We start from the raw sequence: 25,527 nt of genomic DNA on the forward strand, positions 1-25,527 counted from the left end.
GGCTGCCCACTGGCAGCCGGTGGAGAGGATGTACATCACCCCGTTCACCACCGCTCGCACCTCGACCGTCCGCTTGTTGCCACCCGGCTTGGCGGGCGGGATCAGCGTCCTGATCAGCGCCCATTCCTCGTCGGTCAGATCACTCGGGTAGCGCAGCTTGCTGCGGTCGTACCGAGCCCGGTTCTCCTGCGTCCACATCGCCGCAGTTCTTCCCGCCCCGGCCGCCCACAGGCCAGTCACAACCCATTCAAATCATAGCACCTGTCCCCGGACGGACACTAAGGACGGAGGACCCTGTCCTGCGGCGTTGGCCAGCTCGATCGGGGCTCTGTGGCCGATCGAGCTGTGTGGCCGGATCTCGTTGTAGTCCACCGCCAAGCTTCGCATTTTCGCCTGGCATCTTCCAGGCTGAGGAACCAGTTGGCGTTCAGGCACTCGGCCCGGACCTTGCCATTGAAGCTCTCCGCAGAGGCGTTGTCGGTGGGCTTGCCCGGCCGGGAGAAGTCCAGCACCACGCCCCTGGCGCAGGCCCAGAGGTCGAGGTCACGACTGATGAATTCAGGGCCGTTGTCGAGACGAACCTGGCGTGGCAGGCCATAGCAGGCCGTCACCCGCTCAAGCGTGTCGACCACGTCGGCACCGCGGTAGCTCAGCCGCACATCAATGGCGGGCGAGATCCGACTGTGCGCATCGACGATGGTCAGCACGCGGATCCGGGTGCCGTCGAACAACTGGTCCGAGAGGAAGTCCATCGCCCAGATGTCGTTCGGCGCACCCGCCACTAGCCGGTCCTGCCGCAGCTTGGCCGAGACCTTCCGCTTCGGCGTCTTGCTCCGCAGTTGCAGACCCTCCAGCCGCTACAGACGCCAGACCCGCTTGGCGTTCACTGCCCAGCCCTCCCGCCTCAGCAGAACGTGGATCCGTCGCTGGAGCCGGCGCCACAGGATTTGTTCACCCCGCCATGCTGGCGCTGCGACATCGATTCCGGCATGGTCCGCGGCACATGCAGGGATCTCTCGCCACCGCGGATTGGGAAGCGTTGCTGGCGCGGCGCGATGGCCCGGCTGTTGCGCCGGCCGAGCCACCAGCCGGGCTGTTCGACACGCTTCTCAAGCCACCCAGCGCGCCCGACGGCTGCACCGTCGTCGGCCGCCTGGCGCAGACGCTGGACGGGCGCATCGCCACCCTCTCCGGCTCCTCGCAATGGATCGGCGGACGCGGCGACATCCTGCACACCCATCGGCTGCGGGCGCTCTGTCATGCCGTCGTCGTCGGTGCCGGCACGGTGCGGAGCGACGACCCGCGCCTGACCACCCGGCACTGCACTGGGCCGGACCCGGTGCGGGTGGTACTCGACACCGACCGCCGCCTTGGCCCCGGCTACGGCGTGTTTCGCTCCGGCCCGCCGACCCTGCTGTGCTGCGCCACCGATGCCGAAGGCCCGGATCGGCTCGGCCAGGCTGAGGTGATCCGGCTGCCACGGAACCCGCTGGGTGGCCTGTCGGTGCCGGCGATCCTGGCCGCCTTGGCGACCCGCGGTCTGACCCGGATCTTCGTCGAGGGCGGCGGCGTCACCGTCAGCCGCTTCCTGGCAGCCGGCTGCCTCGACCGGCTGCATGTGACGGTCGCGCCGGTGCTGCTGGGCTCCGGCATCCCGGCCTTCACCCTGCCCGCGGCGGCCCACATCGCCGATGGGCTGCGGTTCGAATGGACAGTCCACATGCTGGACCCGGATGTGCTGTTCGACATCGCCCTCAACCGCACCCGGCCGGACATCTGCCGGTGACAAAGATGGAAACCGGGCTGTCGGCAACGGCGCTCTGGTACCTCGCGCCCGGCGTCGCCGCCCTGCGGCAGGAGCCGCTGCCGCCGCCGACCGAGGGTCAGGCCCTGGTGCGCGCCCACTACGGCGCCATCTCGCGCGGCACCGAGCGGCTGGTCAGCCAGGGCCGGGTGCCGCCCAGTCAATGGCCGGTGATGCGCGCGCCGCTGATGGACGGCAACTTCCCCTTTCCGGTGAAATACGGCTATGCCGTGGCCGGGGTGGTGGATGCCGGGCCCGCCGCGCTGCTCGGCCGCCGGGTGTTCTGCCTGCATCCGCACCAGGATCTGTTCCTCGCCCCCGCCGCCATGTGCATCCCGATCCCCGATGCGGTGCCCGACCACCGCGCGGTGCTGGCCGCCAACATGGAAACCGCGGTCAACCTGCTGTGGGATGCCGCGCCGCTGGCCGGCGAGCGGGCGCTGGTGATCGGCGCCGGCGTGGTCGGGCTGCTGGTGGCGGCGCTGCTGGCCCGTATCCCCGGAATCGAGCTCACGGTCTGCGATATCGACCCGGGCCGCGCCGCTTTCGCCGAAGCCCTCGGCGCCCGCTTCTGTCCGCCCGCCGATGCCCCGGGCGACCGCGACCTCATCATCCACGCCAGCGCCAGCGAGGCTGGGCTGCAGCTCGCCCTTGACCGTGCCGGCTTCGAGGCGCGCATCATCGAGGCGAGCTGGCATGGCGACCGCACGGTGGCGCTCCCGCTCGGCGAAGGCTTCCATGCGAGGCGCCTGTCGATCCTCTCCTCCCAGGTCGGCCATGTCGCCGCGGCGGTGCGCGGCCGTCGCAGCCATGCCGAGCGGCTGGCGCTGGCCCTCACGCTGCTGGCCGATGCGCGGCTGGACGCGCTACTGGCCCCGCCCGTCCGCTTCCTCGCCCTGCCCGCGGCCTTGCCGAGCCTGCTGGAGGGCAGCGGCGGCCCGCCCTGCCCCACCATCATCTATGCATGAGAGTATGCCGCGATGTTCAGCCTGACGGTCTGCGACCACATCATGATCGCCCATAGTTTCCGCGGCGCGGAGTTCGGCCCGGCCCAGCGGCTGCACGGCGCCACCTTCGCCGTGGAGGCGGAGTTCCGCGCGCCGGCGCTGGATGCGCTGCACCTGCTTGTCGACATCGGCCTGGCCAAGGTCGAGCTGCGCAAGGCGCTCGACACCCTCGACTACCGCAACCTCGACAGCGAGGCGCAATTCGCCGGGCTGAACACCACCACCGAATTCCTCTGCCAGCACATCCACAGGCTGCTGGTGGCCGCGCTGCGCGAGGGCCGCCTCGGCGCCCAAAGCGCCAATGTCACCGCGCTGAAGATCCTGCTGCGGGAAAGCCCGAACGCCTGGGCCGCATTCGAGGGTCCGGTCTGATGCACATCGCGTTGCTGGTCCCCGCCCCCTTCGACACCATCTCCGGCGGCTACGGTTACGACCGCCGGCTGGTCGAGGGGCTGCGCGCGCTGGGCCATCCGGTGCAGGTGGTGGAACTCGCCGGCCATCATCCGCTGCCGGATGCCACGGCCGAAGCCGCGGCGCGGGCGGCGCTGGCGGCGGTGCCGGCGCAGGCGCGGCTGGTCATCGACGGGCTGGGCCTGCCCGCCTTCGCGCCGCTGGCCGATACCCTGGCCGAGCGCCGCGCCGTCGCGCTGATCCACCACCCGACCGCCCTGGAGCATGGCGCGCCCATCGAGGACCGCGAGGCGCTGCGCGGCATCGAGACGGCACTCTACCCGCGCCTCGCCCGGCTGGTCGCCACCTCGCCGCTGACGGCGCGGCGGCTCGCCCAGGATTACGCCGTCGACCCCGCGCGCATCGGCGTGGTCGAGCCCGGCACCGATCCGGCGCCGCGCGCCCGCGGCTCGGGCGGGCCGGGGGTTGCCATTCTCTCGGTTGGGGCACTGATGCCACGCAAGGGGCATGACGTGCTGATGCAATGCCTTGCGCGGCTGCCCGACATCGACTGGAGGCTGACCATCGCCGGTGCGTCGCGGGATGCGGTGCATGCGCACGGGCTGCGCGCCCTGGCTGAGGAGCTCGGCATCGCCCAGCGGGTGACCTTCGCCGGCGAGGTCACGCGAGAGGAACTGGAAGCGCTCTACGACCGGGCCGATGTCTTCGCGTTGGCGACCTGGTGGGAAGGCTATGGCATGGCGGCCGCCGAGGCGTTGGCGCGGGGCCTGCCCATCGCCATCACCGCCGGCGGCGCCATCGCCGAGATCGTGCCGGTCGAGGCCGGCATCATCTCGCCGCCGGGCGACCTTGTCTCCTTCACCAAGGCGCTGCGCCGGCTGCTGTTCGACGACGCGATGCGCGCCGAGATGGCCGAGGCCGCCTGGCAGGCCGGCCAGCGCCTGCCGCGCTGGGCGGACCGGGCCACTGCCTTCCTGGCGGACATCGAACGCGCATGACCGAGGCCTTCGACCTCGACTGGCTCGACCTGCGCGAGCCCTTCGACGCCATCGCCCGCTCCGAGGCCCTGGCCGCGCAGCTACTGGCGCTGCTGCCGGCGCGGCCGCGGTTGATCGACCTCGGCTCCGGCACCGGCAGCCTGTTCCGCTGGCTGGCGCCGCGGATCGGCCGGGCCCAGGCATGGACCCTGGTGGATCATGACCGGGAGATGGCGGAGGCAGCCTTCGACACCATCGCCGACCGAGCCGGGCAGGTCGGGCTGAAGGTCACCTTCCCCAACCGCAAGACCCTGCTGGTGCACGCCCCCGGCGGCGCCTGGCGGGTGGAGGCGCTGGCCGCCGACTTGGCCGACGCACCCGGTATCCTGCCGCTTGCCAATGCCGATGCGGTGCTCAGCTCGGCGCTCTGCGACCTGGTCTCCCGCCCCTGGTTGGAGCGCATGGCGGCGGCGCTGCGCGTGCCCTTCTACGCTGCGCTCTGCGTCGATGGGCGGGAGCGCTTCCTGCCGCCACATCCACTCGATGCGCGGGTCCTGGCGGGTTTCCGCCGCGACCAGGGCCGCGACAAGGGCTTCGGCGGCTCGGCGCTTGGGCCGCTGGCGCCGGCGGCGATCGCCGCCACCTTCGGCGCCCGCGGCTTCCAGGTGACGAGCGCGGCGAGTGATTGGGTCGTGCGGCAGCGCGGCGCCTCTCCCCTGCCCGGGTTGCGGCAGCACAATTACCGCTTCGTCAGCGAGCTGGCGCTGGGCCATGCCGCCGCAGCCCGCCGCCATGACCACCGCGGCCTGCGGTCGATCGGCGCCTGGGCCGACGCGCGGCTGAAGCAGATCTCCGGCCGGCGGCTGGCGGTACGTATCGGCCACCGCGACCTGCTGGCGGCACCGCCGCGGCGCTGAGCCGAACCGCGCCTCAGGCACCGCGTTTGCCGAGGTGGCGCGACCCGGAGGACGCTATCCACCCGGGCCGTACCGCCAGCCAGTATCTGGCGGGCCGCTGCATCCGGTGCCCGGGCGCCGGGACCGGCCCCGGCACCACAGGAGGGCAGGAGATGGCGCAGGACGATAAGAGGATGCAGCCCAACCCGGGCGACGTCGCCACGCCCGGCACGCCCGGAACCGGCGAAGCGCCCTGCCCCGACTGCCAGGGCAAGGGCATGATCGGCGGGCAGAAATGCCGGACCTGTGACGGCACCGGCATCGTCATCCAGGGCGTGGCCGGCGGCTGACCTGCGGTACGGTCCGGCCTCATGCGGCTTCCGCCCGGCATCACGCTCAGCGTCGAGGACAAGCCCGCGGAGGCGGATGTCGACGCCCTGCCGGAGGGGCTGGAGACCTTCAACGAACAGCAATGGCCGGGCCACCAGCCCTGGCAGACGCTCGGCGTCTTCCTGCGCCGGGGCGCGCGGTGGCCGGCGGGCTGTTCGCCGAGACCTACGCCGGCTGGCTGTTCCTCCACCCCCACTGGCTGGATGCGAGGCTGCGGCGCGGCGGCCTTGGCCGCAGCGTGATCGCCCTGGCCGAAGCGGCGGCCATGCAGCACGGCTGCCATTCGGCCTATGTCGACACCTTCAGCTTCCAGGCTCCCGGATTCTACCGCAAATAGGCCTATGTGGAATTTGGCCGTCCGCCCCATTCAACGCGCGGCGAGCGCCTCTTCCCGCGCAAATCCCTGGCTCCATGATGGCGGCCTGAACCTCGGCAGGTTCAGGCGCCCCAATCGCCAAGCCCGGGCCGACCGTGAACCGGCCCGTTGACGTGATTTCACCGTGCTGTGGGTATAGGCTGTCCGATCATGGGCACCGGCGACCCCATTGAGGCCCGAATCGGCCGGCCGCAGCGTCTGGCGCTGCTCGGCCTCGGCTACCTCTGCCTGATGCTGGCAGCGATCGGCGCGGTGCTGCCGGTGATGCCGACGACGGTTTTCCTCATCATCGCCGCCTGGGCCTTCGGACATGCCTCCCCAAGGCTGCGCGCGAAGCTGCTGAATCATCCGCGGTTCGGGCCGTCGCTCAGGGCCTGGCAGGCGCATGGCGTCATCGGCCGCCGGGCCAAGCGGGCGGCGCTCTCAGTCATGGCGCTGAACTGGGCGCTGGCGACGCTGCTGCTCCGTGACATGAAGACCTCCGCCATCGTCGGCTGCTGCATGCTGGCGGTCGCGCTGTTCATCGCCACCCGCCCGTCCTTCCCGCCGGGCCACGCTATCCAGGAGCAGGAATGAGCAAGCCGCCTGTCGCCATCCTTGCCGCCGCGGTGCCGCCGCGGGCACGTGCCACCGGCTACCCACCCGACCTTGCCATGAAGATCGGCGGGCGGGAGAAGCGGGTGCTCGGCGACCTCTTCGGCCTGGCCAATTTCGGCGTGAACCTCACCCGGCTGCCGCCGGGCGCAGCCTCCTCGCTGCGCCACGCCCACACCACCCAGGATGAGTTCATCTACATCCTGGAGGGCGAGCCGGTGCTGCTGACCGATGCCGGCGAGACGCCGCTGGCCCCTGGAATGTGCGCCGGCTTCCGTGCGGGCTCCGGCGACGCGCACAGGCTGGTGAACCGCGGCACGCAGGAGGTGGTGTACCTGGAGGTCGGCGACCGCTCCCCCGGCGATGCCGTCACCTACCCGGAGGATGATCTGGCGGCGGTGATGGGCGAGGATGGGCGCTGGCGCTACACCCGCAAGGACGGCACGCCGCTGTAGGCGCCCGACGGAGGGACATGATCATGCCGCTGCTCGGCTGCATCGCCGATGATTTCACCGGCGCCACGGATCTGGCGAACACCCTGGTCAAGGGCGGCATGACCGCGGTGCAGGTGATTGGCGTTCCCCGAGGTCCGCTGCCCGAGGCCGATGCGGTGATCGTCGCGCTGAAATCGCGCACCGCGCCGGTGGCCGAGGCAGTAGCCGAAAGCCTCGCCGCCTGCGACGCGCTGCTGGCCGCCGGGGCAAGGCAGATCTTCTTCAAATACTGCTCCACCTTCGACAGCACCGATGCCGGCAACATCGGGCCAGTGGCCGATGCGCTGGTGCAGCGGCTGGGCTGTGGCTTCGCCCTGGCCAACCCCGCCTTCCCGACCAATGGAAGGACGGTGTTCCAGGGGCATCTCTTCGTCGGCAGCGCGCTGCTGAACGAGAGCGGAATGGAGAACCACCCCCTCACCCCGATGCGGGACGCCAATCTGGTGCGGGTGCTGTCCCGGCAGACCGACGGTACGGTGGGCCTGGTGCCCTTCGCCGTGGTCGAGCAGGGCGCCGCGGCAATCCGCCGGGCGATGACCGGGCTGAAGGAAAGCGGCCGGCGCTACGCCATCGTCGATGCACTGACCGATGAGCATCTGCTGGCGATCGGCGAGGCGGCGGCGCCGCATGCGCTGATCACCGGCGGCAGCGGCGTGGCGATGGGGCTGCCGGCGAATTTCCGCGCCGCCGGGCTGCTGCCGGAGCGCGGCGCGGCGGCCAGCGCCCTGCCGCCGATGCAGGGCCCCGCAGCGGTCCTGGCCGGCTCCTGCTCCCGCGCCACCCTGGGGCAGATCGGCTACGCCCGCGACCATGCGCATACGCTGGAGCTGGATGTGCTGGCCAGGCCGGATGCCGGCGCGCTGCTGGCGCAGGCGCTGGACTGGGCCGCGGACAAGCTCGGCGACCATCCGGTGGTGATCGCCGCCAGCGCACCGCCGGAGAAGGTGGCGGCGCTGCAGGCGAAGCTCGGGCGCGATGCCGCCGGCGCGCTGGTGGAGGAAACCCTGGCCAGCATCGCCGAAGCGCTGGTGGCGCGGGGCGTGCGGCGGCTTGTGGTGGCGGGCGGCGAGACATCCGGCGCCGTCGTCTCCCGCCTCGGCGTCGCCGCGCTGCGCATCGGGCCGGAGATCGACCCCGGCGTGCCCTGGACCTATGCCGAGCCCACCGGGCTGCACCTGGCGCTCAAGAGCGGCAATTTCGGCGCCCGCGACTTCTTCCTGAAGGCTTTCGGGGCATGAGCGAGAGCGAGCTGCGCGAGGCGATCGCGGCGCATGGCCGGCTGCTGTTCGGCCGCGGCTATTCGGTGGGCTCGGCCGGCAACATCAGCGTGCGGCTGCCGGATGGTTTCCTGATGACCCCGACGAACTCCTGCCTCGGCCGGCTGGATCCGGCGCGGCTCAGCAAGCTCGACCGCGCCTGGCAGCATGTCTCCGGCGACCCGCCCTCGAAGGAGGTGTTCATGCACCGCGCGGTGCTCGAAACCCGCGCGGAAGCGCAGGCGGTGGTGCATCTCCACTCGACCCATGCGACCGCCATCGCCTGCCTGGCGGCGCCCGGCGAGACCGCGCCGATCCCGCCGCTGACGCCCTATTTCGTCATGCGCATCGGCCGCAGCCTGCCGGTGATCCCCTATTACCGCCCTGGCGACCCGGCGATGGAGCCGGCCATCGCCGCGGCGGCGCGGGAGGCACGGGCCATGCTGCTGGCCAATCACGGGCCGGTGGTCAGTGGCAGGTCGCTCGATGACGCGGTCTATGCGGCGGAGGAGCTGGAGGAGGCCGCGAAGCTCGCGCTGCTGCTACGCGGCCAGGCGCCGCGAGCGCTGACCGCCGGGCAGGTCGAGGCGCTGCTGCAGGCCTTCGGCTAGAGCAGGTTCAGGCTGGCCGTACCGGTCCGCCTGAAGAAACCGCTCCGGCGCGCATCCCGCGGCCGACCACGCCGCAGCAAGCCTCCCATCCTCCGCCAATGAAGGATCATCGCATGGACACCCCACCCGACCGCGAGGCGCCCGCCGCGCATCCGATCGAAGCGCTGTTGCGCCGGCGCTGGAGCCCGCGCAGCTTCATCGCCGCGCCGGTGGCCCCGGCGGCGCTGGACAGCGTGCTGGAGGCGGCGCGCTGGGCCGCGAGCTGCAACAACGCCTAACCCTGGCACTATATCGTGGCGCGGCGCGATGCCGATGCCGCGGCCTTCGCCGCGCTGCTCGGCACGCTGACGCCGAACAACCAGGGCTGGGCGCAGCATGCCGGGGTGCTGATGCTGGCGGTCGCCCACAGCAGCTTTCCCGCCAATGGCAATCCCAACCGGCACGCGCTGTACGACACCGGCGCGGCGAGTGCCCAGATGGCGCTGCAGGCCGCGGCGCTCGGGCTCCAGATTCACCAGATGGCGGGCTTCGATCCGCAGAAGGCGCGCGACGCCTTCGCCATCCCGGAGGGCTTCGAGCCTGTCGCCGCCATCGCCCTCGGCCATGTCGGCCCGGCGGAGGCGCTGCCGGACGCCCTGGCGGCGCGCGAGACGGCGCCGCGGCAGCGCCGGCCGATCGGCGAATTCGCCTTCTTCGGCAGCTGGCAGGGGTGAGCGCGTTGGATGGAGAGATGCTCGACCGCATCGCCATCCGCGCCCTGGTGGAGAATTGGGCGGTATGGCGCGACGCCGGCGACTGGGACCGCTTCGCCACCTGCTGGCATGCCGACGGCATCATGATGGCCACCTGGTGCCAGGCGCCTTGGGCGGAGTTCATCGCCGCCAGCAAGGCCGGCTGGGCGAAGGGCGTCTCCATCCTGCATTTCCTCGGCGGCCACAGTGCCGATGTGGCGGGGCATCGCGCCATCGGCCAGACCAAGATGACGATCAGCCAGCGCGCCATGGTGCATGACGTGGAAGTGGACGCCGTCTGCACCGGGCGGTTCTACGACTTCCTGGAAAGGCGTGAGGGACGCTGGGGCATGGTGCTGCGCCAGCCGATCTACGAGAAGGACCGCATGGACCCGGTCGATCCCGCGGCGCGGCTGGAACTGGATCCGGCACTGCTGAAGCGCTTTCCCGCCGGCTACCGCCACCTCGCCTATCTGCAGACACAGATCGGCTATGCGGTGAAGACCGACATGCCAGGGCTGCAGGGGCCGGAAGTGGAGGCGCTCTACGCCGGGGCGCGCGCTGGCTGGCGGGCGGGCCGCATAGCTGAGGCTTGAGCGGATCGCGGGCGGAGCCTGAATGCCCGAGGCGCGCATTCTTCTGACCAGCAACAGGCGAGGGCGGACCGGTGTTCCTGCATGAACGCCGGTCCGCCCCCGTCGCGAAAAGGGCGCCGCCCCTTGCGGAGCGGCGCCCTCTCGCCGGGATCGGCGACGGGTTCAGGTAGCGGGGGTCTCGCCCTCGGCCGGCGGCGGCGGTGCGACCGCAGCTTCGGCAGCGGCGGCCTTCTTCGCCGCGCGCGTCGCGGCGGCCTTCTTCGCCGCCTCAGAGCGCGACGGGTTGGAGGCCTTCACCGCAGCGGCCTTCTTCGGCGCGGCGGTGCGGGCGGCGGTCCGCTTCGGGGCGGCCTTCTTCGGCGCGGCGGCAACCCGGCGGGCTGCCGGCTTCCTGGCGACGGCCTTCTTCGGCGCCGCCGCCTTCTTCGCGGCGGGCTTCTTCGCGGCGACGGCCTTCTTCGGCGCCGCCTTCTTCGCTACCGCCTTCTTCGGCGCGGCAGCCCGGGAGGTGGTGCGCTTCGGCGCTGCCTTCTTCGGAGCGGCCTTCGTCGCGGTCTTCCGCGCCGCCGGCTTCTTGGCGGCGGCGGCCTTCTTCGGCGCCGCCTTCTTCGCTGCCGGCTTGCGGGCCGCCGGCTTCTTGGCGGCGACCCGGCCGCGTGCCGACGTGGGCTTCTTCGCGGTGCGACGCGTGGTGGACACAGCCATCGCCTGGGCGCGGGCTGCCGGTGTCTCGGGGGTATCGGTCACAATCAGGATCTCCTTGCGCGTTCCAGTGGGGGACAGGCGGGAACGCATGCCGGCTTCATGTAGAAGCCGATGCGCCATGCCCGGATAGCAGCAGAGGCGGTCGTGCGATGGTGGCAGCGCGCGGATCCCGTGGCACGCCTTGCCGTGTCGGTCGCTGTCCTGGCCGTACGGTCAGGAAGCGGCAACGGACGTTCAGCCGCGGCGTGCCGCGTCGCGTATCCCTCAGCCTCGCTTCCGGCGAGGAGCATGCTGTCCGCAGGCTCCGCCGCTGCGGAATGTGCGGCGAGTGGATCTGCCACCATCCCGTCCTGTCCGCGGTCCATGGACCGTCCTTCCCTGCTGCGGCACGCCGTTGACGTTTCTCGATCCGCCGGGCAGTGAGTTTGGTGCTGGCGAATCGTGTGCATCGTCGTGCGCGCGAATCACGCTATCTTCACACGCATCCTTCGTGTCAACAGAAACCGCAATTCGCTTCGCGCTTTTTCCTGCGCGATGCTGCGCATGGTGCACGACACCGCCCTGCGCGGCGCGCGCATGGCAATGCCGACACGCTGCATCATCACATGGATCACCCGCGCGTCGCCCGGCCGCGCCGAAGCCACAAACGCGAACGGCCGCCGGTGTCCCGGCGGCCGTCGTTCCTCATGGCAGGGCGACGTCGTGGACGCCGCCGCCATGCGCCTTGCTTACCGCGCCGACATCGGCGGGACGGGCCGCTGCTCCAGCCCGGTGTACCAGGACAGCGGCCGGATCAGCCGGTTGTCCGCCGCCTGCTCCAACACGTGGGAAGCCCAGCCGGTGATGCGCGCGGCGACGAAGAGCGGGGTGAAGAGCGGGATCTCGAAGCCCATCAGGTAGTAGGCGGGACCTGCCGGGAAATCGAGGTTCGGGTGGATGTTCTTCTCCCGCAGCATCTTCGCGGCAAGCACCCGGCTGGTCTCCATCCAGCGACGGTCGCCCACCACCTCCGCCATCTTCTCGGCGTATTTGGTCATCGTCGGGACGCGGCTGTCGCCCGATTTGTAGACCCGGTGGCCGAAGCCCATGACCAGCGCCTTGTGGTCGAAGCGGGTGGAAAGCCATTCCTCCGCCTGCTCCGGCCCGCCGACCTCCTTCAGCATGTGCATCACGGCTTCGTTGGCGCCGCCATGCAGCGGGCCCTTCAACGAGGCGATGCCGGCGGTGATCGCCCCATGCATCTCGGCGCCCGAGGAGGTCACCAGCCGTGCCGTATAGGTGGAGGCGTTGAAGGTGTGCTCGGCGTAGAGGATCATCGAGACGTCGAAGGCCTTCAGCACCTCCGGCTGCGGCACCTTCCCCTGGATCAGGTGGAAGACGTTCTCGGCGAAGCTGTGGGACGGGTCGGGCCGCAGCGGCTCCAGCCCCTTGGAGGCGCGGTAGGCGGCGGCGATGGCGGTCGGGATCTTGGCGAACAGCCGCTTGGCCTTGCGCCGCTGCGCCGCATCGCTGACATCGGCGGTCTCCGGATCCTCCATCCCCATGAAGGAGACGGCGGTGCGGATCGCATCCATCGGGTGCCCGTCCTTCGGGAATTCCCGGATGACGCGGTGCAGCGCCGGGCTGATCTCGCGCTCCGCCGCCGTCTCGGCCTTGAAGGCGGCCAGCTGCGCGGCATTGGGCAGCTCGCCTTCCCACAGCAGGTAAGCCACTTCCTCGAAGCTGCAATTCTCGGCCAGATCCTGCACCGCATAGCCGCGGTAGGTCAGGCTGTTGGTTTCCGGCATCACCTTGGAGATGGCGGAGACATCGGCGTAGACGCCGACAAGGCCCTTGTAGATCGTGGGCTTCCCGGTGGACTCGCTCATGCGTTGGCTCCTCTGGTCAAATCCGGCGAAGCGGCGGCCGGACCAGGCAGTGGTCCGGCTCGGCTTCGTCCTTGGCCGCTCCGTCACGGCAGGCGGTGATGGCGAAACATGCCATGCATATAAGGTCAGCGCGGCATGGTTGCGTCGGAAGGCGTAGAGGGCGAGGCCGCCAGGTGCGGCAGCCTTGGCCCGGCTGATCAGCTAGGTGCCGATCTCCTGCCGCTGCCACCCGGGCGCGACCTGAGGGGGCGGCACCGTGGCACCGGCGGTGAGGCCGGAGCAGCCCGCTGCGCCGTGGGCAACCGCCGCCTCGCCCTCGGGCTCGACGAGGCCGGCAGCGCCCCGGCGCGGGTGGGCCGCGCCGGCCTCAGAAGATGCCCGGCTTGCCTTCGAGCAGCGTGCCCGCCGGCAGCGCCACGCCCAGCTCGCCCAGCTCCCCGGCCTTCAGCCGCGGCAGGTCCTGCACCACTTCGAGGAAGCGGTTGGCTTCCCGCGTGGTGATGATGCCTTCGGTCAGGATGCGGAACTTGTTGATGTAGTCGGCCCGCCCGAAGGGCTTGGCGCCGTTCGGATGGGCGTTCGCGACGCCGAGCTCGTCGACCAGCCTGGTGCCGTCCTTGAACAGGATCTCGACCCGGCCGCCGAAGGACAGCTCGTTCGGGTCGCGCGAGTGGTAGCGCCGGGTCCATTCCGGGTCCTCGGTGGTCTCGATCTTGTGCCACAGCCGCACGGTGTCGGCGCGGGCCGCCCGCTTCGGCGCATAGCTGTCGACATGGTGCCACCGGCCGTCCTGCAGGGCGACGGCGAAGATGTACATGATGGAGTGGTCGAGCGTCTCCCGGCTGGCCTTCGGGTCCATCTTCTGCGGGTCGTTGGCGCCGGTGCCGATCACGTAATGCGTGTGGTGGCTGGTATGGATGATGATCTTCTCGATCGCCTCCATATCCTCGATCTGCTCGCGCATCCGGAACGCCAGGTCGATCAGCGCCTGGGACTGGTACTCCGCCGAGTGCTCCTTGGTGTAGCTGTCGAGGATGGCGCGCTTCGGCTCGCCGGCGCCCGGCAGCGGCACCTCGTAGTAGACCGGCTCATAGGCGGCGGCGCGGCCTTCCCGGTCGGCCACGGTGCGGCCCGAGAGCACCCAGCCGATGACACTGTCCTCGCCTTCGTAGATCGGGCTCGGCGCGCCCTCGCCACGCATGGCGCGGTCGGCCGCCTCGACCGCCAGCTTGCCCGCATGCGCCGGGGCAAAGGCCTTCCAGGAGGAGATCTCGCCCTTCCGCGACTGGCGGAAGCTGATCGAGACATGCAGCGCCTGCTGCACCGCCTGGTAGATCGCCTCCTGCTTCAGCCCGAGCAGCGTGCCGATGCCGGCCGCCGCCGAGGGGCAGAGGTGGGCGATGTGATCCACCTTGTGCTCATGCAGGCATATGGCGCGGACCAGGTCGATCTGGATCTCGTAGCCGGTGGCGAGGCCGCGGATCAGGTCCCGCCCCGACTTCTCCATGGTCTGCGCCACGGCGAGGATCGGCGGGATGTTGTCGCCGGGGTGGGAGTAGTCGGCGGCCAGGAAGGTGTCGTGCATGTCGAGCTCGCGCACCGCGGTGCCGTTCGCCCAGGCTGCCCATTCCGGCGAGAAGCGCTTGCCCGCCGGCATGCCGAACACCGTGGCGCCACCCTTGCGGGGGTGCCCCAGCGCCATGGCGCGGGCCGAGACCACCGGCCTGCGGTTGATGGCGGCGATCGCCACCGAGGCGTTGTCGATGATCCGGTTGATGATCATCTCCTGAACCGCGCGCTCGACCGCCACCTTGTCGGCGGCGACGCCGGCGATCTTCCAGGCGAGCTGGTCCTCGCGCTTCAGCAGCGCCTTGGACGGGTAGAGCTTGACGGGATGCATCTGCATGAGGGGCGGTGTTCCCTTCTAAGGATTCGGATTGGCGGGGATTTCTCTACCCGATGGCGGCATTCGTCCATTCCGATTGGGCGCCGGCTTCGATAGTTTTTCCGGATCGTCGCATTCGGCTATGCGATGCTCGTCGCACCACCGGCCGCGACAGCAGGCAGGGCGCCGCATGGATTTCCGCATTCTCCGCCGCATGGGCCATTTCCTGGCGGTCGCCGAGGAAGGGCATTTCGGCCGCGCCGCCGCCCGGCTCGGCCTGTCGCAGCCGCCGCTGACAGCGCAGATCCAGGCGCTGGAAGCCGAGCTGGGCGTCCGGCTGCTGGAACGCACCCGCAAAGGCGCGCGGCCGACGCGGGAGGGCGAGGCGCTGCTGCCGATCCTCCGCCGCCTGGCCGAGGACGCCAAGCAGGTGGAGGCTCTGGCGCGGGAGCTGCGTGCCGGCCGGCATGCGCCGATGGCGCTGGCCTGCGTCACCTCCGCGTTGTTCGACTTCCTGCCGCCGCTGGTCCGCGCGCTGCGCGCGGCGCAACCGGATGCCGCCATAGCGGTACAGGAGATGGACACCGCCGATGCGGTGGAGGCGCTGCGCCGCGGCGAGGTGGATTTCGCCCTCGCCCGGCTGGACCGCGACCGTCCGCCGTTCAAGGTGCTGCCGCTCGGCGAGGATGCGTTGGTGGTGGCGCTACCAGAGGGCCACCCGCTGCTGGCGGCGGCGGCGCTGCCGCTGGCCTCGCTGGCGCAGGAGCCGCTGGTGCTGCTGCCGCGCTCGATCAGCCCGGCCTATTTCGACCGCCAGGTCAGCGCCTGCCGCGCCGCGGGGTTCGAGCCGGTGGCGATGCGCGAGGTCGGCTCGGCGATGGCGCAGCTCGCCTTCGTCGCGGCCGGGCTGGGCGTGGCGCTGGTCAGCTCCGGTATGGCCCGGCTGCGGCCGCCCGGGGTCGCCTTCCGTGCGCTGGCCGAGCCGGTGGGCTCGGTCGGCGTCGCCCTGGTGTGGAACGCCGAGCGCGAGACGGATGGGGCACGCGCCGCGGTCGTCCTGGCCCGGCGGGTCTTCGGGGTCGAGGGCTGATCAGCCGGTCAGGCGCAGGGCCGGCGCGCTCCTGCTGGCCGGGCCGGGCGGCGGCGGCTCACGGCGCTGCGGCACCGCCGGCTGCAACCGCTGCGATGGGACGCCCGGACCGGTTGCCGGGCCGGAGCCCATGGCATTCTCTCCGGACAGGACAGGTCTTGAGCCGGGCTTATGGCGCGGCGGGGGCGAAGCTTTTCCAGCCGCCACGGGAGTGATGTGCGGAATCAGCCCGCCGGCCGGGCTGCCGGGCGGGCCGATTCGGTCTAACCTTGCGCAGCGCATTGCCGGAGTTGCCCATGCCGACCGCTTTCGACCGCCTGATCCTTGGTGACCTCGTCCTGCCGGAAGGGGTGCTGCCGGATGGCTGGGTCGCAGTGCGCGGCGAGACCATCGCCGCCATCGGCCAGGGCGCCCCGCCGGCAGCCGGGGAGGTGGCGGATCATTCGGGTCGGCTGGTGCTGCCCGGGCTGGTCGATGGCCATATGCACACCAGCAGCAGCACCGGCTGGCCGGGCATCGAAGGCGCCTCGATGAGCGCCGCGGCCGGCGGCGTCACCACCTGCGTCGACATGCCTTATGACGTGCCGCGGCCGGTGACGGATGCGGCGATCTTCCGCGAGAAGGTCGCGGTGGTGAATGCGACCTCGCATGTCGACATGGCGCTCTACGGCACCATCACCAAGGCAGGTGGCGTGGAGGCGATCGCCGGGCTGGCCGAGGCCGGCGCCTGCTCCTTCAAGCTCTCCACCTATGAATATGACGCGGTGCGCTTCCCGCGCATCGACCACCCGACCATGCTGGCGGCCTTCCGCGAGATCGCCAAGACCGGACTGATGTGCGGCATCCACAACGAGGACCAGGAGCTGGTCGAGAGGCTGACGGCGGAGGCCAGGGCCGCCGGGCGCACCGACCCGATCATGCATGCCCGGACCCGACCGCCGCTGGCCGAGAGCATGGCCGACCTCGAAATCTTCGAGATGGCGCTGGAGACCGGCTGCCACGTCCACATCGCCCATTCCTCCATCGCCCGCGGTTTCGAACTGGCGGAGGTGTTCCGCGGGAGCGGCGCGAAGACCTCCGGCGAGGCCTGCATCCAGTACCTCTGCATGACCGAGGAGGATCTGGTCCGGCTGGAAGGCTTCGGCAAATGCAACCCGCCATTCCGCACCGCCGCCGAGGTGGAGCGGGTCTGGGGCGCGCTGCTGGCCGGCCAGGTCGCCTATGTCTCCACCGACCATGCGCCCTGGCCGCGCGAGCGGAAGCAGTACAAGGGCGACATCTTCGCCCCCGGCGCCGGGCTCACCGGCATGCAGAGCTTTGCGCCGCTGATGTTCACCCTGCTGGCCGAGCGCGGCCTGCCGCCGAGCCTGATGGCACTCTACTGCGCCGAGCGGCCGGCCCGCTTCCATGGGCTGTTCCCGAAGAAGGGCGCCATCCGCATCGGCGGCGACGCCGATCTGCTGGTGCTGGAGCAGGGCGATTTCACCTTCGACGAGGCGAGCATCCAGGACCGCGAGGATGCGAGATGGTCGCCCTATCACGGGCGGGCGATGAAGGCCCGGGTGGCCGCCACCTATCTGCGCGGCAGCTGCATCTGGGACGGCACGACGGTGTTGGCGAAGCCCGGGACCGGCCGCTTCGTGCCGCGCCAGCACGGCGAGAGCTTCACCGGAGCCGCGGCGTGACCGAATATTATGTGAAGCCGCTTGCCGTCGACCTGCCGCTCGCCACCGCCGAATGCATCGCTGATGCCACCCTGGCGGCCGGACGCGCGGCGGGGCTGCTGCCGCTGACCGTCGTGGTGCTCGACGCGGGTGGACACGTGGTGGTGCTGAAGCGGGAGGATGGCTCGGGCATCCTCCGCGCCGAGATCGCGCAGGGCAAGGCGCATGGCGCCCTTGGCATGGGCATCGGCAGCCGGATCATCCGCGACCGGCTGAAGGAGCGTCCGGCCTTCCAGGCGGCCATCGCCGCGGCCAGCGACGGCCGCTTCATCCCGGTGCCCGGCGGGGTTCTGCTCTGCCGCGCCGATGGCGCCGCGATCGGTGCGGTCGGCGTCAGCGGCGATGCCTCGGACAAGGATGAGTACGCGGCGATCGCCGGGGTGCGCGCCGCGGGCCTGACACCGCACCCCGAACACCCGGTGGAAGGATGGCAGGATGCGAGTCTCTAGACGGGCGCTTTTGGCAACGCCGCTGCTTGCGACACCCGCCTTCGGGCAGGCTCGTTTCCCTGACCGGCCGCTGCGGCTGGTCATCCCCTTCGCCGCCGGCGGACCGACCGATGTTTACGCCCGGCTGTTCTCCGACCGGCTGTCGCGCGAGCTCGGCCAGCCGGTGGTCACCGAGAATCGTGGCGGCGCCGGCGGCGCGATCGGCTCGCTGGAAGTGGCACGGGCGCGGCCGGACGGGCTGACCCTGCTGTTCGGCACCGCCTCGACCCATGCGCTGTATCCGCTGGTGACGAAGCAGCCGCAGTTCGACGTGGGGCGTGACTTCACCACCGTCGCCGTGCTGGGCGGCGGGCCGCTGGCCTGGCTGGTGCACCCGAGCCAGCCGGCGACGCTGCCGGCGCTGCTGGCGGCGACGCGGACGGCATCGCCCGCCCTCGCCTATGGCTCGCCCGGCACCGGGACGCTGATGCATCTGGCGACCGAGCTGCTGAAGCAGCGCGCCGGCGGCGTGCCGCTGACCCATATTCCCTATCGTGGCGCCGCGCCGGCGATGAACGACCTGGTTGCCGGCACCCTGGCCGTCGCGGTGAACACCCTCGGCTCCGGCTTGCCGCTGCACCAGGGCGGCCGCGCCCGCATGCTGGCGGTCGCCAGCACCAGCCGCGCCCCCGGCGCCCCGGATGTGCCGACCCTTGAAGAGGCGCTGGGCACCGCCGGCTTCCGGGCGGTGCTGTGGCATGCCATCTTCGGCCCGGCCGGGCTGCCCGCACCGATCCTCACCCGCCTCGCCGAGGCGACCGCCGCCTGCCTCGCCGACCCTGGCTTCCGCAGCACCGCCCAGGCCGCCGGCATCGAGCCGGACGCCCCCGGCACGCCGGAATCCGCCGCCGCCTTCATCCGTGCCGAGACCGACCGTTACCGCCCGGTGGTCGAGGCCGTTCGTCCGGAGCTAGATGCATGACCCGTAACCTTCGCGTCGCCGGCGCCCAGCTTGGCCCGATCCAGCGCGCCGACACCCGCGCGCAAACCCTGGAGCGGCTGATCACCCTGCTGGAGCGCGCCGCCGGCGACGGCGCCGAGTTGGTGGTCTTTCCCGAGCTGGCCTTCACCACCTTCTTCCCCCGCTGGTGGATGGCCGAAGACGATCCCGAGCTGATCGGCTGCTACGAGCGAGCGATGCCGAACCCGCAGGTCCAGGCCCTGTTCGACAAGGCGAAGGCGCTCAGCGTCGGCTTCTACGTCGGCTACGCCGAGCTGACGCCGGAGGGCAAGCGCTTCAACAGCGCCATCACCGTCGGGCCGGATGGCAGGATCCTCGGCAAGTACCGCAAGATCCACCTGCCGGGATCGAAGGAGTTCCGCCCGCAGCAGCAGTACCAGCAGCTGGAGAAGCGCTATTTCGAATATGGCGACCTGGGCTTCCCCGCCTTCCGCGGGCCGAAGAACTGGAACGCCCCGGTGCTCGGCATGCTGATCTGCAACGACCGCCGCTGGCCGGAGGGCTGGCGGGTGCTCGGGCTGCAGGGGGTGGAGCTGATGCTGATCGGCTACAACTCCGCCGCCTACGATCCCAATGGCGGGGGCGCGGAGGATCTCAACATCCGCACCTTCCACTCGACCCTGGCGGTACAGGCCAATGCCTATATGAACGCCACCTGGGCTGTGAGCGTGGCCAAGGCCGGGGTGGAGGATGGCTCCGGACTGATCGGTGGCTCCTGCATCGTCGATCCGAACGGCATGGTGGTGGCGCAGGCGAAGACGCTCGGTGATGAGCTGATCCTGGCGGATGTGGATTTCGACGCCTGCCGGCAGGGCAAGGAGAAGATGTTCAACTTCGCCGCGCACCGGCGGCCGCAGTGGTATGGGCGGATCGTGGAACAGGTGGGGGTAGTGGCGCCGGAATAGGGCGCCCTCCCTTAGCGCACCGCCTGCCGCGCCACGGCAGGCGGCACCGCTCCGGGCCTCATTCCACCCGGATATCCGCCTTACGGATCACCGGCTCCCACCGCGCACTATCCTCCTCGATGATGCGCGTCACCGTCGGGCCATCCGCCCAGGCGCTCTCGATGCCACGCGCCGCCAACGCCGCCTTGCCTTCCGGCGTGTCCACCGCCTGGCGCAGCGCCGCGGAGAGCTTCGCCATCACCGGCGCCGGCACGCCGGCGGGCGCCAGCACCGCGCCCCAATTATCCACGGCATAGCCCGGCAGATTCGCCGCCTCGGCCACTGTCGGCACACCGGGCATCAGCGGGCTCGGCCGCCCCGCGAGGTTGCCGAGGGCGCGCAGCCGGCCGGCCTTGATCAGCTCATCCACCGCCGAGAGCGGCGCGGAGACCAGCTCCACCTCGCCGCTGACCGCCGCCGTCACCGCCGGGCCGGTGCCGCGGTAGTGCACATGCGTCAGCTTGCCGCCCGACATCGAATCCATGAGTTCGGCCGAGACATGGGTGATGGTGCCGAGACCCGGCGTGCCGTGGTTCAGCAGGCCCGGCTGGCGGCGGGTGATCTCCACCACCTCCGCCAGGTTGGCGGCGCGCAGCTTCGGCCCGCCGGCGATGACGGTTGGCGCCAGGGCGACGCGGCCGACCGGCACCAGGTCCCGCTTCAGGTCGAAGGGCATGGTGCGGAAGACGAATTGGTTGACCACGATGGTGTTGAACACCGTGACAAGCGTGTAGCCATCCGGCGCTGCCTTGGCCGCGGCATCGGTGCCGATGTTGCCGCCGGCGCCGGCGCGGTTCTCCGGCACCACCGGCTGACCCAGCGCCTCACCCATCCGCTGGGCCAGCAGACGACCGAGGATGTCGCTGCCGCCGGCCGGCGGGAAGGGGATGATCATGCGCAGCGGGCGGGTGGGGAAATCCCCGGCGGCGCTCCCTTGGGCCAGGGCGGGACGGGCGAGCGGAAGGGTGGCGGGCAGCGCGAGCAGGGCGCGGCGGGACATGGGCATGGCGGTCCTCCTGGCGGTGCACATGCCGGAAGGCCAGTGGATTGTCACCGGGGCGGCGCGGATTAGACAGCCGGGGCGCGGCCAGGCGCTTCGCCGCGCCCGCTTGCCCCCTGCCCCGCCGGGTGCGATGCCTTGCCACCCCAGCGCAGGATGCCGCCATGACCCGCCGCCTCACTCTCGCCGCCGCCCAGCTCGGCCCCATCCAGCGTGCCGAGGGCCGTGACGTCGCCATCGGCCGCATGGTCCGGCTGATGGAGAAGGCCCATCAGCGTGGTGCCGAGGTGGTGGTCTTCCCGGAACTCGCGCTGACCACCTTCTTCCCCCGCTGGTACGAGGAGGATCTGGCGAACGCCGACCATTGGTATGAGACGGCGCTGCCCTCCAATGCCACCGCCCCGCTGTTCGAGGCGGCGCGCAGATACGGCATCGGCTTCCATCTCGGCTATGCCGAGAAGACGCCGGATGGCCGCCGCTTCAACACCGCGGTCTATGTCCATCCCTCGGGCGAGGTGGCGCTGAAGTACCGCAAGGTGCACCTGCCCGGGCACAAGGAATACGACCCGCAGCGCAAGGTCCAGCATCTGGAGAAGCGCTATTTCGAGGTGGGCGACCTCGGCTTCCCCGTGGTGCGCGCCCCGGTCGGCGCCAACCAGGTCAACATCGGCATGCTGATCTGCAACGATCGCCGCTGGCCCGAGGCCTGGCGGGTGCTCGGGCTGCAGCAGGTGGAGCTGGTGATGCTCGGCTACAACACGCCGAGCCTGAACATGGAGAACCGCGGCTTCGAGGCACACCACCTGCGGGTCTTCCACAGCCACCTCTCGATCCAGGCCGGCTGCTACCAGAATGCCTGCTTCGCCGCCGGCGTCGCCAAGGCGGGCGACGAGGATGGGCATGAGCTGTTCGGCCATTCCATTATCGTCAACCCGCAGGGTGAGATCATGGCCCAGGCGACCAGCTGGGGGGATGAGCTGATCATCGCCGACTGCGACCTGGAAATGTGCGCTCTCGGCCGCAGTACCATCTTCAACTTCGCCCGCCACCGGCGGCCGGAGGCCTATGGCCGGATCACCGCCCAGACCGGCAGCGAGGCCCCGGCGGTCTGGACCCCCACGGGCAGGTAGCGCGAGCCACCGGCCGGGGCTGCGCCACGGCCGCATCCGGCGCCGGTGCACCGGCCCCCGCGAGCTGTCCACCGAACGCCGCGCCTGGACAACTGTACCACATACCCACTGGGCAATGGGTGGGGCCGTTGCTCGGCATTCCCTACCGCGCTGGCACTCCCCTGCTTTGGCAGGGCTGCAGGTCGCAAATTTTATTTTTAAGCGAGTCGATTTACCGATCATCAATCATAAGTTGTATGTCGGACATAGCTTTCGCGCGATGCGATGGCGCACCCAGAATGGGACCTGTCCGGTATGGTCGATTACGCATCAGTCATCGGCGGCGGGGCCGTCGTCGGGCTCGACGACATCCCCCGATCCAGTGACGCCTACTACCACCTCGAAACCCCGGGCATCCTCCTCGACATCTCCGACCACTCCGGGTCGAACATCGTCGATGCCCGCTTCGCGGCGGATGGCGTCCGGGTGATCCTCGGCCGGGGCGAGGACACCGTCTGGGGCAGCAACGGCAACGACACCGTCCTGGGCGGCAAGAACGAGGACAGCATCAACGCCGGCGGCGGCAACGACTACATCGATGGCCAGCAGGGTGATGACCGGATCACCGGGGATAGTGGCCGGGACACCCTCCTCGGCGGCAATGGCGACGACACGCTGGACGGCGGCGAGGGCAACGACATCCTCATCGGCGGCAATGGCGCCGACCTGCTGCTCGGCCGCGACGGCAATGACATCCTTGTCGGCGGCAATGGCGGCGACATGCTCTATGGTGGCGATGGCAACGATCTGCTGCTGGCCGGCAGCGGCGGCGACACCCTCGTCGGCGGCGGCGGCAATGATGCGATGCTCGGCGGCCAGGGCAGCGATGTCTTTCGCTTCGAAAGCGGCTTCGGGCATGACCTCATCGGCGGCTTCGGGCGCGGCGACCAGTTGGTGATTTCGGCCGACATCAACGGCTCCGGCATCTACAAGACGGCCGACCTGGCGAAATTCGTCAGCGGGAGCGGCCACCACACCATGATCACCATCGGCGGCGACAGCATTCGCATCGAAGGCATCGGCGCCGAGGATTTCCTGAGCCACCTCAATCATTTCGTGAAGATTATCTGATCGGTGTCCGGAGCGGCGGGCGGGCGTGCAGCCCACCCGCCGGCACCCTATATCGGCGGGATGATCCCGCTCTCGGTCCTCGACCTCTCGCCAATCCCCGAAGGCAGCGACGCCGGGGATGCGCTGCGCAACTCCCTCGGCTTGGCGCGCCATGCCGAAGCGCTCGGCTACCGCCGCTACTGGATGGCGGAACACCACAACATGCCGGGCATCGCCAGCGCGGCGACCGCGGTGGCGCTGGCGCATATCGGCGCCGGCACCAGCCGCATCCGGATCGGCGCCGGAGGCATCATGCTGCCGAACCACGCGCCGCTGCTGGTCGCCGAGCAATTCGGCACGCTGGCGGCGCTGCATCCAAGCCGGGTGGAGCTTGGCCTCGGCCGCGCGCCGGGATCGGACATGGCGGCGGCACGGGCGATGCGGCGCAACCTCGATGGCGATGCCGATCGCTTCCCGCAGGATGTCATCGAACTGATGAACTACTTCCGCCCGGCCGAACCAGGCCAGGCCTTGCAGGCGGTGCCCGGCGCCGGGCTGGAGGTGCCAATCTGGATCCTCGGCTCCTCGACCTATGGCGCCCAGCTTGCGGCCATGCTGGGACTGCCCTTCGCCTTCGCCTCGCATTTCGCCCCGGCCATGATGTGGGAGGCGATGACGGTGTACCGCGAGCGCTTCCGCCCCTCCGCGCAGCTTGCCGCGCCCTGCGTCATGCTCGGCGTCAACGTCTTCGCCGCCGACACCGATGCCGAGGCGCGGCGCCTGTTCAGCTCGTTGCAGCAGGCCTTCATCAATCTCCGCCGCGGCCGCCCCGGCAAGCTGCCCGCGCCGGTCGAGGGTTTCACGCCCGACCCAGCGGCGCGCAACATGCTGGAGAATGCGCTGGCCTGCTCCGTGGTCGGTGGGCCTGAGGCGATTCGCCAGGGATTAGCCGAATTCGCCGAGCGAACCGGCGCGGATGAACTGATGGTAACCGCGCAGATCCATGATCCAGCCGCGCGGCTGCGGTCTTTCGCCATTACCGCCGAGGCTGCGATGCTGCGGGAGGCCGTGGCCACCGCCGGAGGCAACCCCGGCTAAGCCTGCCTCATGCCGGCGCAGCCATGCCAACCAGCCGGGATGGCGGCTCGCTCGCCACCTCGCCACGTCCCCGGCCGAGCCGAGACGCCGGCCACGACCGGTGCGGTGCCTGTCGCCTCATCCATCACCGGTCGACCCTCGCCTCAGGGCCCGCAGAACGACATCGACGGGGCGGCAACTTCGCGTATGCTTCTGCCGGCATCGGCCTCTATTGGAAAAACAGGAACGCCAAACCGCCCTCAAAAGTTGAGAGCACCCAAGGTTGGTTTCGCGTTATGATGGTGACATGCGAACAGACCCGCCTGAACAAAGGGGTTTTCGGCCGCCCCGCTTCGCCGCTGTCCGCCGGATGGGCCGGGCATTGCTGGGCGGCCTGGCAATCGCCATCGGCTGCGCCGCAACGCCGGTGCCGGCGGCCGAAGGCGGTCCGATCAGGGTCAAGATCCTCGGCGGCCTGGCCGGCGTCAGCCAGTACGTGGCCTTCGAAGCGCCGTTCTGGACCAAGCGCGTGCCCGAGGTCACCGGCGGCCGGATCCATGCGGAGATAACCCCCTTCGACCGCAGCGGGGTGCGCGGGCAGGAAACCCTGCAATTGCTGCGCCTTGGCGTCGTGCCCTTCGCTACCACGCTGCTCGGCCTCGCGTCGTCCGACGAGCCGGAACTCAACGCCATTGATCTGCCGGTGCTGAACCCGGACCACGCGACCTTGCAGGAGACCATCACTCTCTGGCGGCCCCGCATCGAAGCCCTGCTACGGACTCGCTATAATGTCGAATTGCTGGCGATCTATACCTATCCGGCGCAGACGATGTTCTGCCAAAAGGCCTTCAATGGTCTCGGCGACCTGGCCGGAAGGCGGATCCGGGTCTCCTCGGTCGGTCAATCCGAACTCGTGACTGGCCTTGGCGCCGTGCCGATCGTGGTACCCTTTGCGGAAATCGTTTCGGCCATTCGCTCCGGGGTTGTCGAATGCGCCATCACCGGGACGCTCTCAGGCAACACCATCGGGCTGCATGAGGTCACGACGCATATCTACCGCGCGGCCATCAGCTGGGGCGTCTCGGTCTTCGGCGCCAACCAGGCCGCCTGGAACCGGCTGCCCCCCGATCTGCAGGTCACGCTACGCCAGGAGCTTACCCATCTTCAGGAGGAGATCTGGCAAGCCGCCGTACGGGAAACCGAAGACGGCCTCCTCTGCAACGCCGGTGCGCCGAGTTGCACCGCCGGCCGGCGCGGCCGCATGACCATAGTGGAGGACACGCCGGAGGATCAGGCGCTACGGGCCCAGCTGCTCCGCGACACCGTGCTGCCGGCCTGGGTGCAGCGGTGCGGCAATGAATGCGCCACGTCGTGGAACCGCTACATCGCGCCCGTTCGCGGGCTGCGCGCCACGGCCAACTGA

At 70.4% G+C, this 25,527-nt stretch carries 29 protein-coding genes and 1 pseudogene; 23 read left to right on the plus strand and 7 right to left on the minus strand.

Annotated features, from left to right (window positions below):
• Both H7965_RS04745 and H7965_RS04750 read right to left on the minus strand, forming a co-directional pair.
• A partial coding sequence (locus H7965_RS04745) for a transposase (RefSeq protein WP_186769407.1) occupies positions 1 to 198 on the minus strand: 198 nt, incomplete at its 3' end.
• Positions 199 to 252: 54 nt separating this feature from the next.
• Positions 253 to 926, minus strand: a pseudogene (locus tag H7965_RS04750) (IS3 family transposase); the annotation flags it as partial.
• A gap of 77 nt (positions 927 to 1,003) precedes the next feature.
• On the opposite strand from H7965_RS04750, the gene H7965_RS04755 reads away from it, so the two are divergent.
• The 14 genes from H7965_RS04755 (at position 1,004) to H7965_RS04815 (ending at position 10,143) form a co-directional block, all read left to right on the plus strand.
• On the plus strand, positions 1,004 to 1,786 hold the full coding sequence (locus H7965_RS04755; protein ID WP_186769409.1) for a RibD family protein: 783 nt from the start codon (positions 1,004 to 1,006) through the stop codon (positions 1,784 to 1,786).
• A gap of 5 nt (positions 1,787 to 1,791) precedes the next feature.
• The gene (locus H7965_RS04760) at positions 1,792 to 2,772 is read left to right on the plus strand and encodes a zinc-dependent alcohol dehydrogenase (RefSeq protein ID WP_186769631.1); all 981 of its coding nucleotides are present in this window, start codon (positions 1,792 to 1,794) and stop codon (positions 2,770 to 2,772) included.
• Between the two features lie 12 nt (positions 2,773 to 2,784).
• Entirely contained in the window at positions 2,785 to 3,183 is a 399-nt protein-coding gene (locus H7965_RS04765; RefSeq protein WP_186769410.1) for a 6-pyruvoyl trahydropterin synthase family protein, read from the plus strand.
• Positions 3,183 to 4,220: a glycosyltransferase family 4 protein gene (locus H7965_RS04770; protein WP_186769411.1), complete on the plus strand. Its 1,038-nt coding sequence runs from the start codon at positions 3,183 to 3,185 to the stop codon at positions 4,218 to 4,220. The genes H7965_RS04765 and H7965_RS04770 overlap by 1 nt, the downstream gene beginning before the upstream one ends.
• The gene (locus tag H7965_RS04775) at positions 4,217 to 5,116 is read left to right on the plus strand and encodes a class I SAM-dependent methyltransferase (RefSeq protein ID WP_186769412.1); all 900 of its coding nucleotides are present in this window, start codon (positions 4,217 to 4,219) and stop codon (positions 5,114 to 5,116) included. Before H7965_RS04770 ends, H7965_RS04775 begins: the two co-directional genes overlap by 4 nt.
• A 152-nt stretch (positions 5,117 to 5,268) precedes the next feature.
• A complete protein-coding gene (locus H7965_RS04780) occupies positions 5,269 to 5,445 on the plus strand; it encodes a hypothetical protein (RefSeq protein ID WP_186769413.1) in 177 nt (58 codons plus the stop codon).
• A gap of 179 nt (positions 5,446 to 5,624) precedes the next feature.
• The gene (locus H7965_RS04785; RefSeq protein WP_186769414.1) at positions 5,625 to 5,822 is read left to right on the plus strand and encodes a GNAT family N-acetyltransferase; all 198 of its coding nucleotides are present in this window, start codon (positions 5,625 to 5,627) and stop codon (positions 5,820 to 5,822) included.
• A 189-nt stretch (positions 5,823 to 6,011) separates the two neighbouring features.
• The gene (locus H7965_RS04790; protein WP_186769415.1) at positions 6,012 to 6,437 is read left to right on the plus strand and encodes a YbaN family protein; all 426 of its coding nucleotides are present in this window, start codon (positions 6,012 to 6,014) and stop codon (positions 6,435 to 6,437) included.
• On the plus strand, positions 6,434 to 6,910 hold the full coding sequence (locus H7965_RS04795; protein ID WP_186769416.1) for a cupin domain-containing protein: 477 nt from the start codon (positions 6,434 to 6,436) through the stop codon (positions 6,908 to 6,910). The genes H7965_RS04790 and H7965_RS04795 overlap by 4 nt, the downstream gene beginning before the upstream one ends.
• 17 nt (positions 6,911 to 6,927) lie before the next feature.
• Positions 6,928 to 8,187 (plus strand): 3-oxo-tetronate kinase, encoded by a 1,260-nt coding sequence (gene otnK / locus H7965_RS04800; RefSeq protein ID WP_315898678.1) that lies wholly within the window; start codon positions 6,928 to 6,930, stop codon positions 8,185 to 8,187.
• Entirely contained in the window at positions 8,184 to 8,816 is a 633-nt protein-coding gene (gene otnC, locus H7965_RS04805; RefSeq protein ID WP_186769417.1) for a 3-oxo-tetronate 4-phosphate decarboxylase, read from the plus strand. Before otnK ends, otnC begins: the two co-directional genes overlap by 4 nt.
• 113 nt (positions 8,817 to 8,929) lie before the next feature.
• Positions 8,930 to 9,094 (plus strand): nitroreductase family protein, encoded by a 165-nt coding sequence (locus H7965_RS30315; protein ID WP_222440473.1) that lies wholly within the window; start codon positions 8,930 to 8,932, stop codon positions 9,092 to 9,094.
• A 15-nt stretch (positions 9,095 to 9,109) separates the two neighbouring features.
• The gene (locus H7965_RS04810) at positions 9,110 to 9,529 is read left to right on the plus strand and encodes a nitroreductase family protein (RefSeq protein ID WP_222440474.1); all 420 of its coding nucleotides are present in this window, start codon (positions 9,110 to 9,112) and stop codon (positions 9,527 to 9,529) included.
• 17 nt (positions 9,530 to 9,546) lie between these two features.
• Positions 9,547 to 10,143 carry a nuclear transport factor 2 family protein gene (locus H7965_RS04815; RefSeq protein ID WP_186769418.1) on the plus strand — a complete coding sequence of 199 codons (597 nt, stop codon included), beginning with the start codon at positions 9,547 to 9,549 and terminating at the stop codon, positions 10,141 to 10,143.
• A gap of 162 nt (positions 10,144 to 10,305) precedes the next feature.
• On the opposite strand, the gene H7965_RS04820 is transcribed toward H7965_RS04815, so the two are convergent.
• The 4 genes from H7965_RS04820 to H7965_RS04835 all read right to left on the minus strand — a co-directional run bounded on the left by H7965_RS04820 (position 10,306) and on the right by H7965_RS04835 (position 14,622).
• Positions 10,306 to 10,890, minus strand: a complete 585-nt coding sequence (locus H7965_RS04820; RefSeq protein WP_186769419.1) for a histone H1 — start codon at positions 10,888 to 10,890, stop codon at positions 10,306 to 10,308.
• 422 nt (positions 10,891 to 11,312) lie between these two features.
• Positions 11,313 to 11,567, minus strand: coding sequence for a hypothetical protein (locus H7965_RS04825; protein ID WP_186769420.1), 255 nt, complete (start codon positions 11,565 to 11,567; stop codon positions 11,313 to 11,315).
• Positions 11,568 to 11,576: 9 nt separating this feature from the next.
• Positions 11,577 to 12,716 (minus strand): bifunctional 2-methylcitrate synthase/citrate synthase, encoded by a 1,140-nt coding sequence (locus H7965_RS04830; protein ID WP_186769421.1) that lies wholly within the window; start codon positions 12,714 to 12,716, stop codon positions 11,577 to 11,579.
• Between the two features lie 367 nt (positions 12,717 to 13,083).
• Positions 13,084 to 14,622, minus strand: coding sequence for an MmgE/PrpD family protein (locus H7965_RS04835; RefSeq protein ID WP_186769422.1), 1,539 nt, complete (start codon positions 14,620 to 14,622; stop codon positions 13,084 to 13,086).
• A gap of 169 nt (positions 14,623 to 14,791) precedes the next feature.
• Here H7965_RS04835 and H7965_RS04840 point away from each other — a divergent pair, with 169 nt between their 5' ends.
• From H7965_RS04840 to H7965_RS04860, 5 genes are all read left to right on the plus strand, one after another.
• The gene (locus H7965_RS04840) at positions 14,792 to 15,691 is read left to right on the plus strand and encodes a LysR family transcriptional regulator (RefSeq protein ID WP_186769423.1); all 900 of its coding nucleotides are present in this window, start codon (positions 14,792 to 14,794) and stop codon (positions 15,689 to 15,691) included.
• 296 nt (positions 15,692 to 15,987) lie between these two features.
• Positions 15,988 to 17,376: a dihydroorotase gene (locus tag H7965_RS04845; protein ID WP_186769424.1), complete on the plus strand. Its 1,389-nt coding sequence runs from the start codon at positions 15,988 to 15,990 to the stop codon at positions 17,374 to 17,376.
• Positions 17,373 to 17,864, plus strand: coding sequence for a GlcG/HbpS family heme-binding protein (locus H7965_RS04850; RefSeq protein ID WP_229682462.1), 492 nt, complete (start codon positions 17,373 to 17,375; stop codon positions 17,862 to 17,864). The genes H7965_RS04845 and H7965_RS04850 overlap by 4 nt, the downstream gene beginning before the upstream one ends.
• Positions 17,851 to 18,825: a Bug family tripartite tricarboxylate transporter substrate binding protein gene (locus H7965_RS04855; RefSeq protein WP_186769425.1), complete on the plus strand. Its 975-nt coding sequence runs from the start codon at positions 17,851 to 17,853 to the stop codon at positions 18,823 to 18,825. The genes H7965_RS04850 and H7965_RS04855 overlap by 14 nt, the downstream gene beginning before the upstream one ends.
• A complete protein-coding gene (locus H7965_RS04860; RefSeq protein WP_186769426.1) occupies positions 18,822 to 19,769 on the plus strand; it encodes an N-carbamoyl-D-amino-acid hydrolase in 948 nt (315 codons plus the stop codon). The genes H7965_RS04855 and H7965_RS04860 overlap by 4 nt, the downstream gene beginning before the upstream one ends.
• A gap of 58 nt (positions 19,770 to 19,827) precedes the next feature.
• On the opposite strand, the gene H7965_RS04865 is transcribed toward H7965_RS04860, so the two are convergent.
• Complete coding sequence (locus H7965_RS04865) at positions 19,828 to 20,814, minus strand: Bug family tripartite tricarboxylate transporter substrate binding protein (protein WP_186769427.1); 987 nt, start codon at positions 20,812 to 20,814, stop codon at positions 19,828 to 19,830.
• Between the two features lie 158 nt (positions 20,815 to 20,972).
• Here H7965_RS04865 and H7965_RS04870 point away from each other — a divergent pair, with 158 nt between their 5' ends.
• The 4 genes from H7965_RS04870 (at position 20,973) to H7965_RS04885 (ending at position 25,527) form a co-directional block, all read left to right on the plus strand.
• Positions 20,973 to 21,938 carry an N-carbamoyl-D-amino-acid hydrolase gene (locus H7965_RS04870; protein WP_186769428.1) on the plus strand — a complete coding sequence of 322 codons (966 nt, stop codon included), beginning with the start codon at positions 20,973 to 20,975 and terminating at the stop codon, positions 21,936 to 21,938.
• A gap of 294 nt (positions 21,939 to 22,232) precedes the next feature.
• Positions 22,233 to 23,048, plus strand: a complete 816-nt coding sequence (locus H7965_RS04875) for a calcium-binding protein (RefSeq protein ID WP_186769429.1) — start codon at positions 22,233 to 22,235, stop codon at positions 23,046 to 23,048.
• Positions 23,049 to 23,108: 60 nt separating this feature from the next.
• Positions 23,109 to 24,125 (plus strand): LLM class flavin-dependent oxidoreductase, encoded by a 1,017-nt coding sequence (locus H7965_RS04880; RefSeq protein ID WP_186769634.1) that lies wholly within the window; start codon positions 23,109 to 23,111, stop codon positions 24,123 to 24,125.
• Positions 24,126 to 24,411: 286 nt separating this feature from the next.
• Positions 24,412 to 25,527 (plus strand): TRAP transporter substrate-binding protein, encoded by a 1,116-nt coding sequence (locus H7965_RS04885; RefSeq protein ID WP_186769430.1) that lies wholly within the window; start codon positions 24,412 to 24,414, stop codon positions 25,525 to 25,527.

The organism is Siccirubricoccus deserti (genome assembly GCF_014283215.1).
Lineage (GTDB): Bacteria > Pseudomonadota > Alphaproteobacteria > Acetobacterales > Acetobacteraceae > Siccirubricoccus > Siccirubricoccus deserti.

Coding starts and splice junctions, on each gene's coding strand:
- H7965_RS04825 (WP_186769420.1), bottom strand. CDS start 11,567: ATGGCGGCGGCGTCCACGACGTCGCCCTGCCATGAGGAACGACGGCCG.
- H7965_RS04860 (WP_186769426.1), top strand. CDS start 18,822: ATGACCCGTAACCTTCGCGTCGCCGGCGCCCAGCTTGGCCCGATCCAG.
- H7965_RS04790 (WP_186769415.1), top strand. CDS start 6,012: ATGGGCACCGGCGACCCCATTGAGGCCCGAATCGGCCGGCCGCAGCGT.
- H7965_RS30315 (WP_222440473.1), top strand. CDS start 8,930: ATGGACACCCCACCCGACCGCGAGGCGCCCGCCGCGCATCCGATCGAA.
- H7965_RS04875 (WP_186769429.1), top strand. CDS start 22,233: ATGGTCGATTACGCATCAGTCATCGGCGGCGGGGCCGTCGTCGGGCTC.
- H7965_RS04770 (WP_186769411.1), top strand. CDS start 3,183: ATGCACATCGCGTTGCTGGTCCCCGCCCCCTTCGACACCATCTCCGGC.
- H7965_RS04845 (WP_186769424.1), top strand. CDS start 15,988: ATGCCGACCGCTTTCGACCGCCTGATCCTTGGTGACCTCGTCCTGCCG.
- H7965_RS04870 (WP_186769428.1), top strand. CDS start 20,973: ATGACCCGCCGCCTCACTCTCGCCGCCGCCCAGCTCGGCCCCATCCAG.
- H7965_RS04780 (WP_186769413.1), top strand. CDS start 5,269: ATGGCGCAGGACGATAAGAGGATGCAGCCCAACCCGGGCGACGTCGCC.
- H7965_RS04840 (WP_186769423.1), top strand. CDS start 14,792: ATGGATTTCCGCATTCTCCGCCGCATGGGCCATTTCCTGGCGGTCGCC.
- H7965_RS04855 (WP_186769425.1), top strand. CDS start 17,851: ATGCGAGTCTCTAGACGGGCGCTTTTGGCAACGCCGCTGCTTGCGACA.
- H7965_RS04775 (WP_186769412.1), top strand. CDS start 4,217: ATGACCGAGGCCTTCGACCTCGACTGGCTCGACCTGCGCGAGCCCTTC.
- H7965_RS04795 (WP_186769416.1), top strand. CDS start 6,434: ATGAGCAAGCCGCCTGTCGCCATCCTTGCCGCCGCGGTGCCGCCGCGG.
- H7965_RS04885 (WP_186769430.1), top strand. CDS start 24,412: ATGCGAACAGACCCGCCTGAACAAAGGGGTTTTCGGCCGCCCCGCTTC.
- otnC (WP_186769417.1), top strand. CDS start 8,184: ATGAGCGAGAGCGAGCTGCGCGAGGCGATCGCGGCGCATGGCCGGCTG.
- H7965_RS04755 (WP_186769409.1), top strand. CDS start 1,004: ATGCAGGGATCTCTCGCCACCGCGGATTGGGAAGCGTTGCTGGCGCGG.
- H7965_RS04760 (WP_186769631.1), top strand. CDS start 1,792: ATGGAAACCGGGCTGTCGGCAACGGCGCTCTGGTACCTCGCGCCCGGC.
- H7965_RS04835 (WP_186769422.1), bottom strand. CDS start 14,622: ATGCAGATGCATCCCGTCAAGCTCTACCCGTCCAAGGCGCTGCTGAAG.
- H7965_RS04815 (WP_186769418.1), top strand. CDS start 9,547: ATGCTCGACCGCATCGCCATCCGCGCCCTGGTGGAGAATTGGGCGGTA.
- H7965_RS04765 (WP_186769410.1), top strand. CDS start 2,785: ATGTTCAGCCTGACGGTCTGCGACCACATCATGATCGCCCATAGTTTC.
- H7965_RS04865 (WP_186769427.1), bottom strand. CDS start 20,814: ATGCCCATGTCCCGCCGCGCCCTGCTCGCGCTGCCCGCCACCCTTCCG.
- H7965_RS04830 (WP_186769421.1), bottom strand. CDS start 12,716: ATGAGCGAGTCCACCGGGAAGCCCACGATCTACAAGGGCCTTGTCGGC.
- H7965_RS04880 (WP_186769634.1), top strand. CDS start 23,109: ATGATCCCGCTCTCGGTCCTCGACCTCTCGCCAATCCCCGAAGGCAGC.
- otnK (WP_315898678.1), top strand. CDS start 6,928: ATGATCATGCCGCTGCTCGGCTGCATCGCCGATGATTTCACCGGCGCC.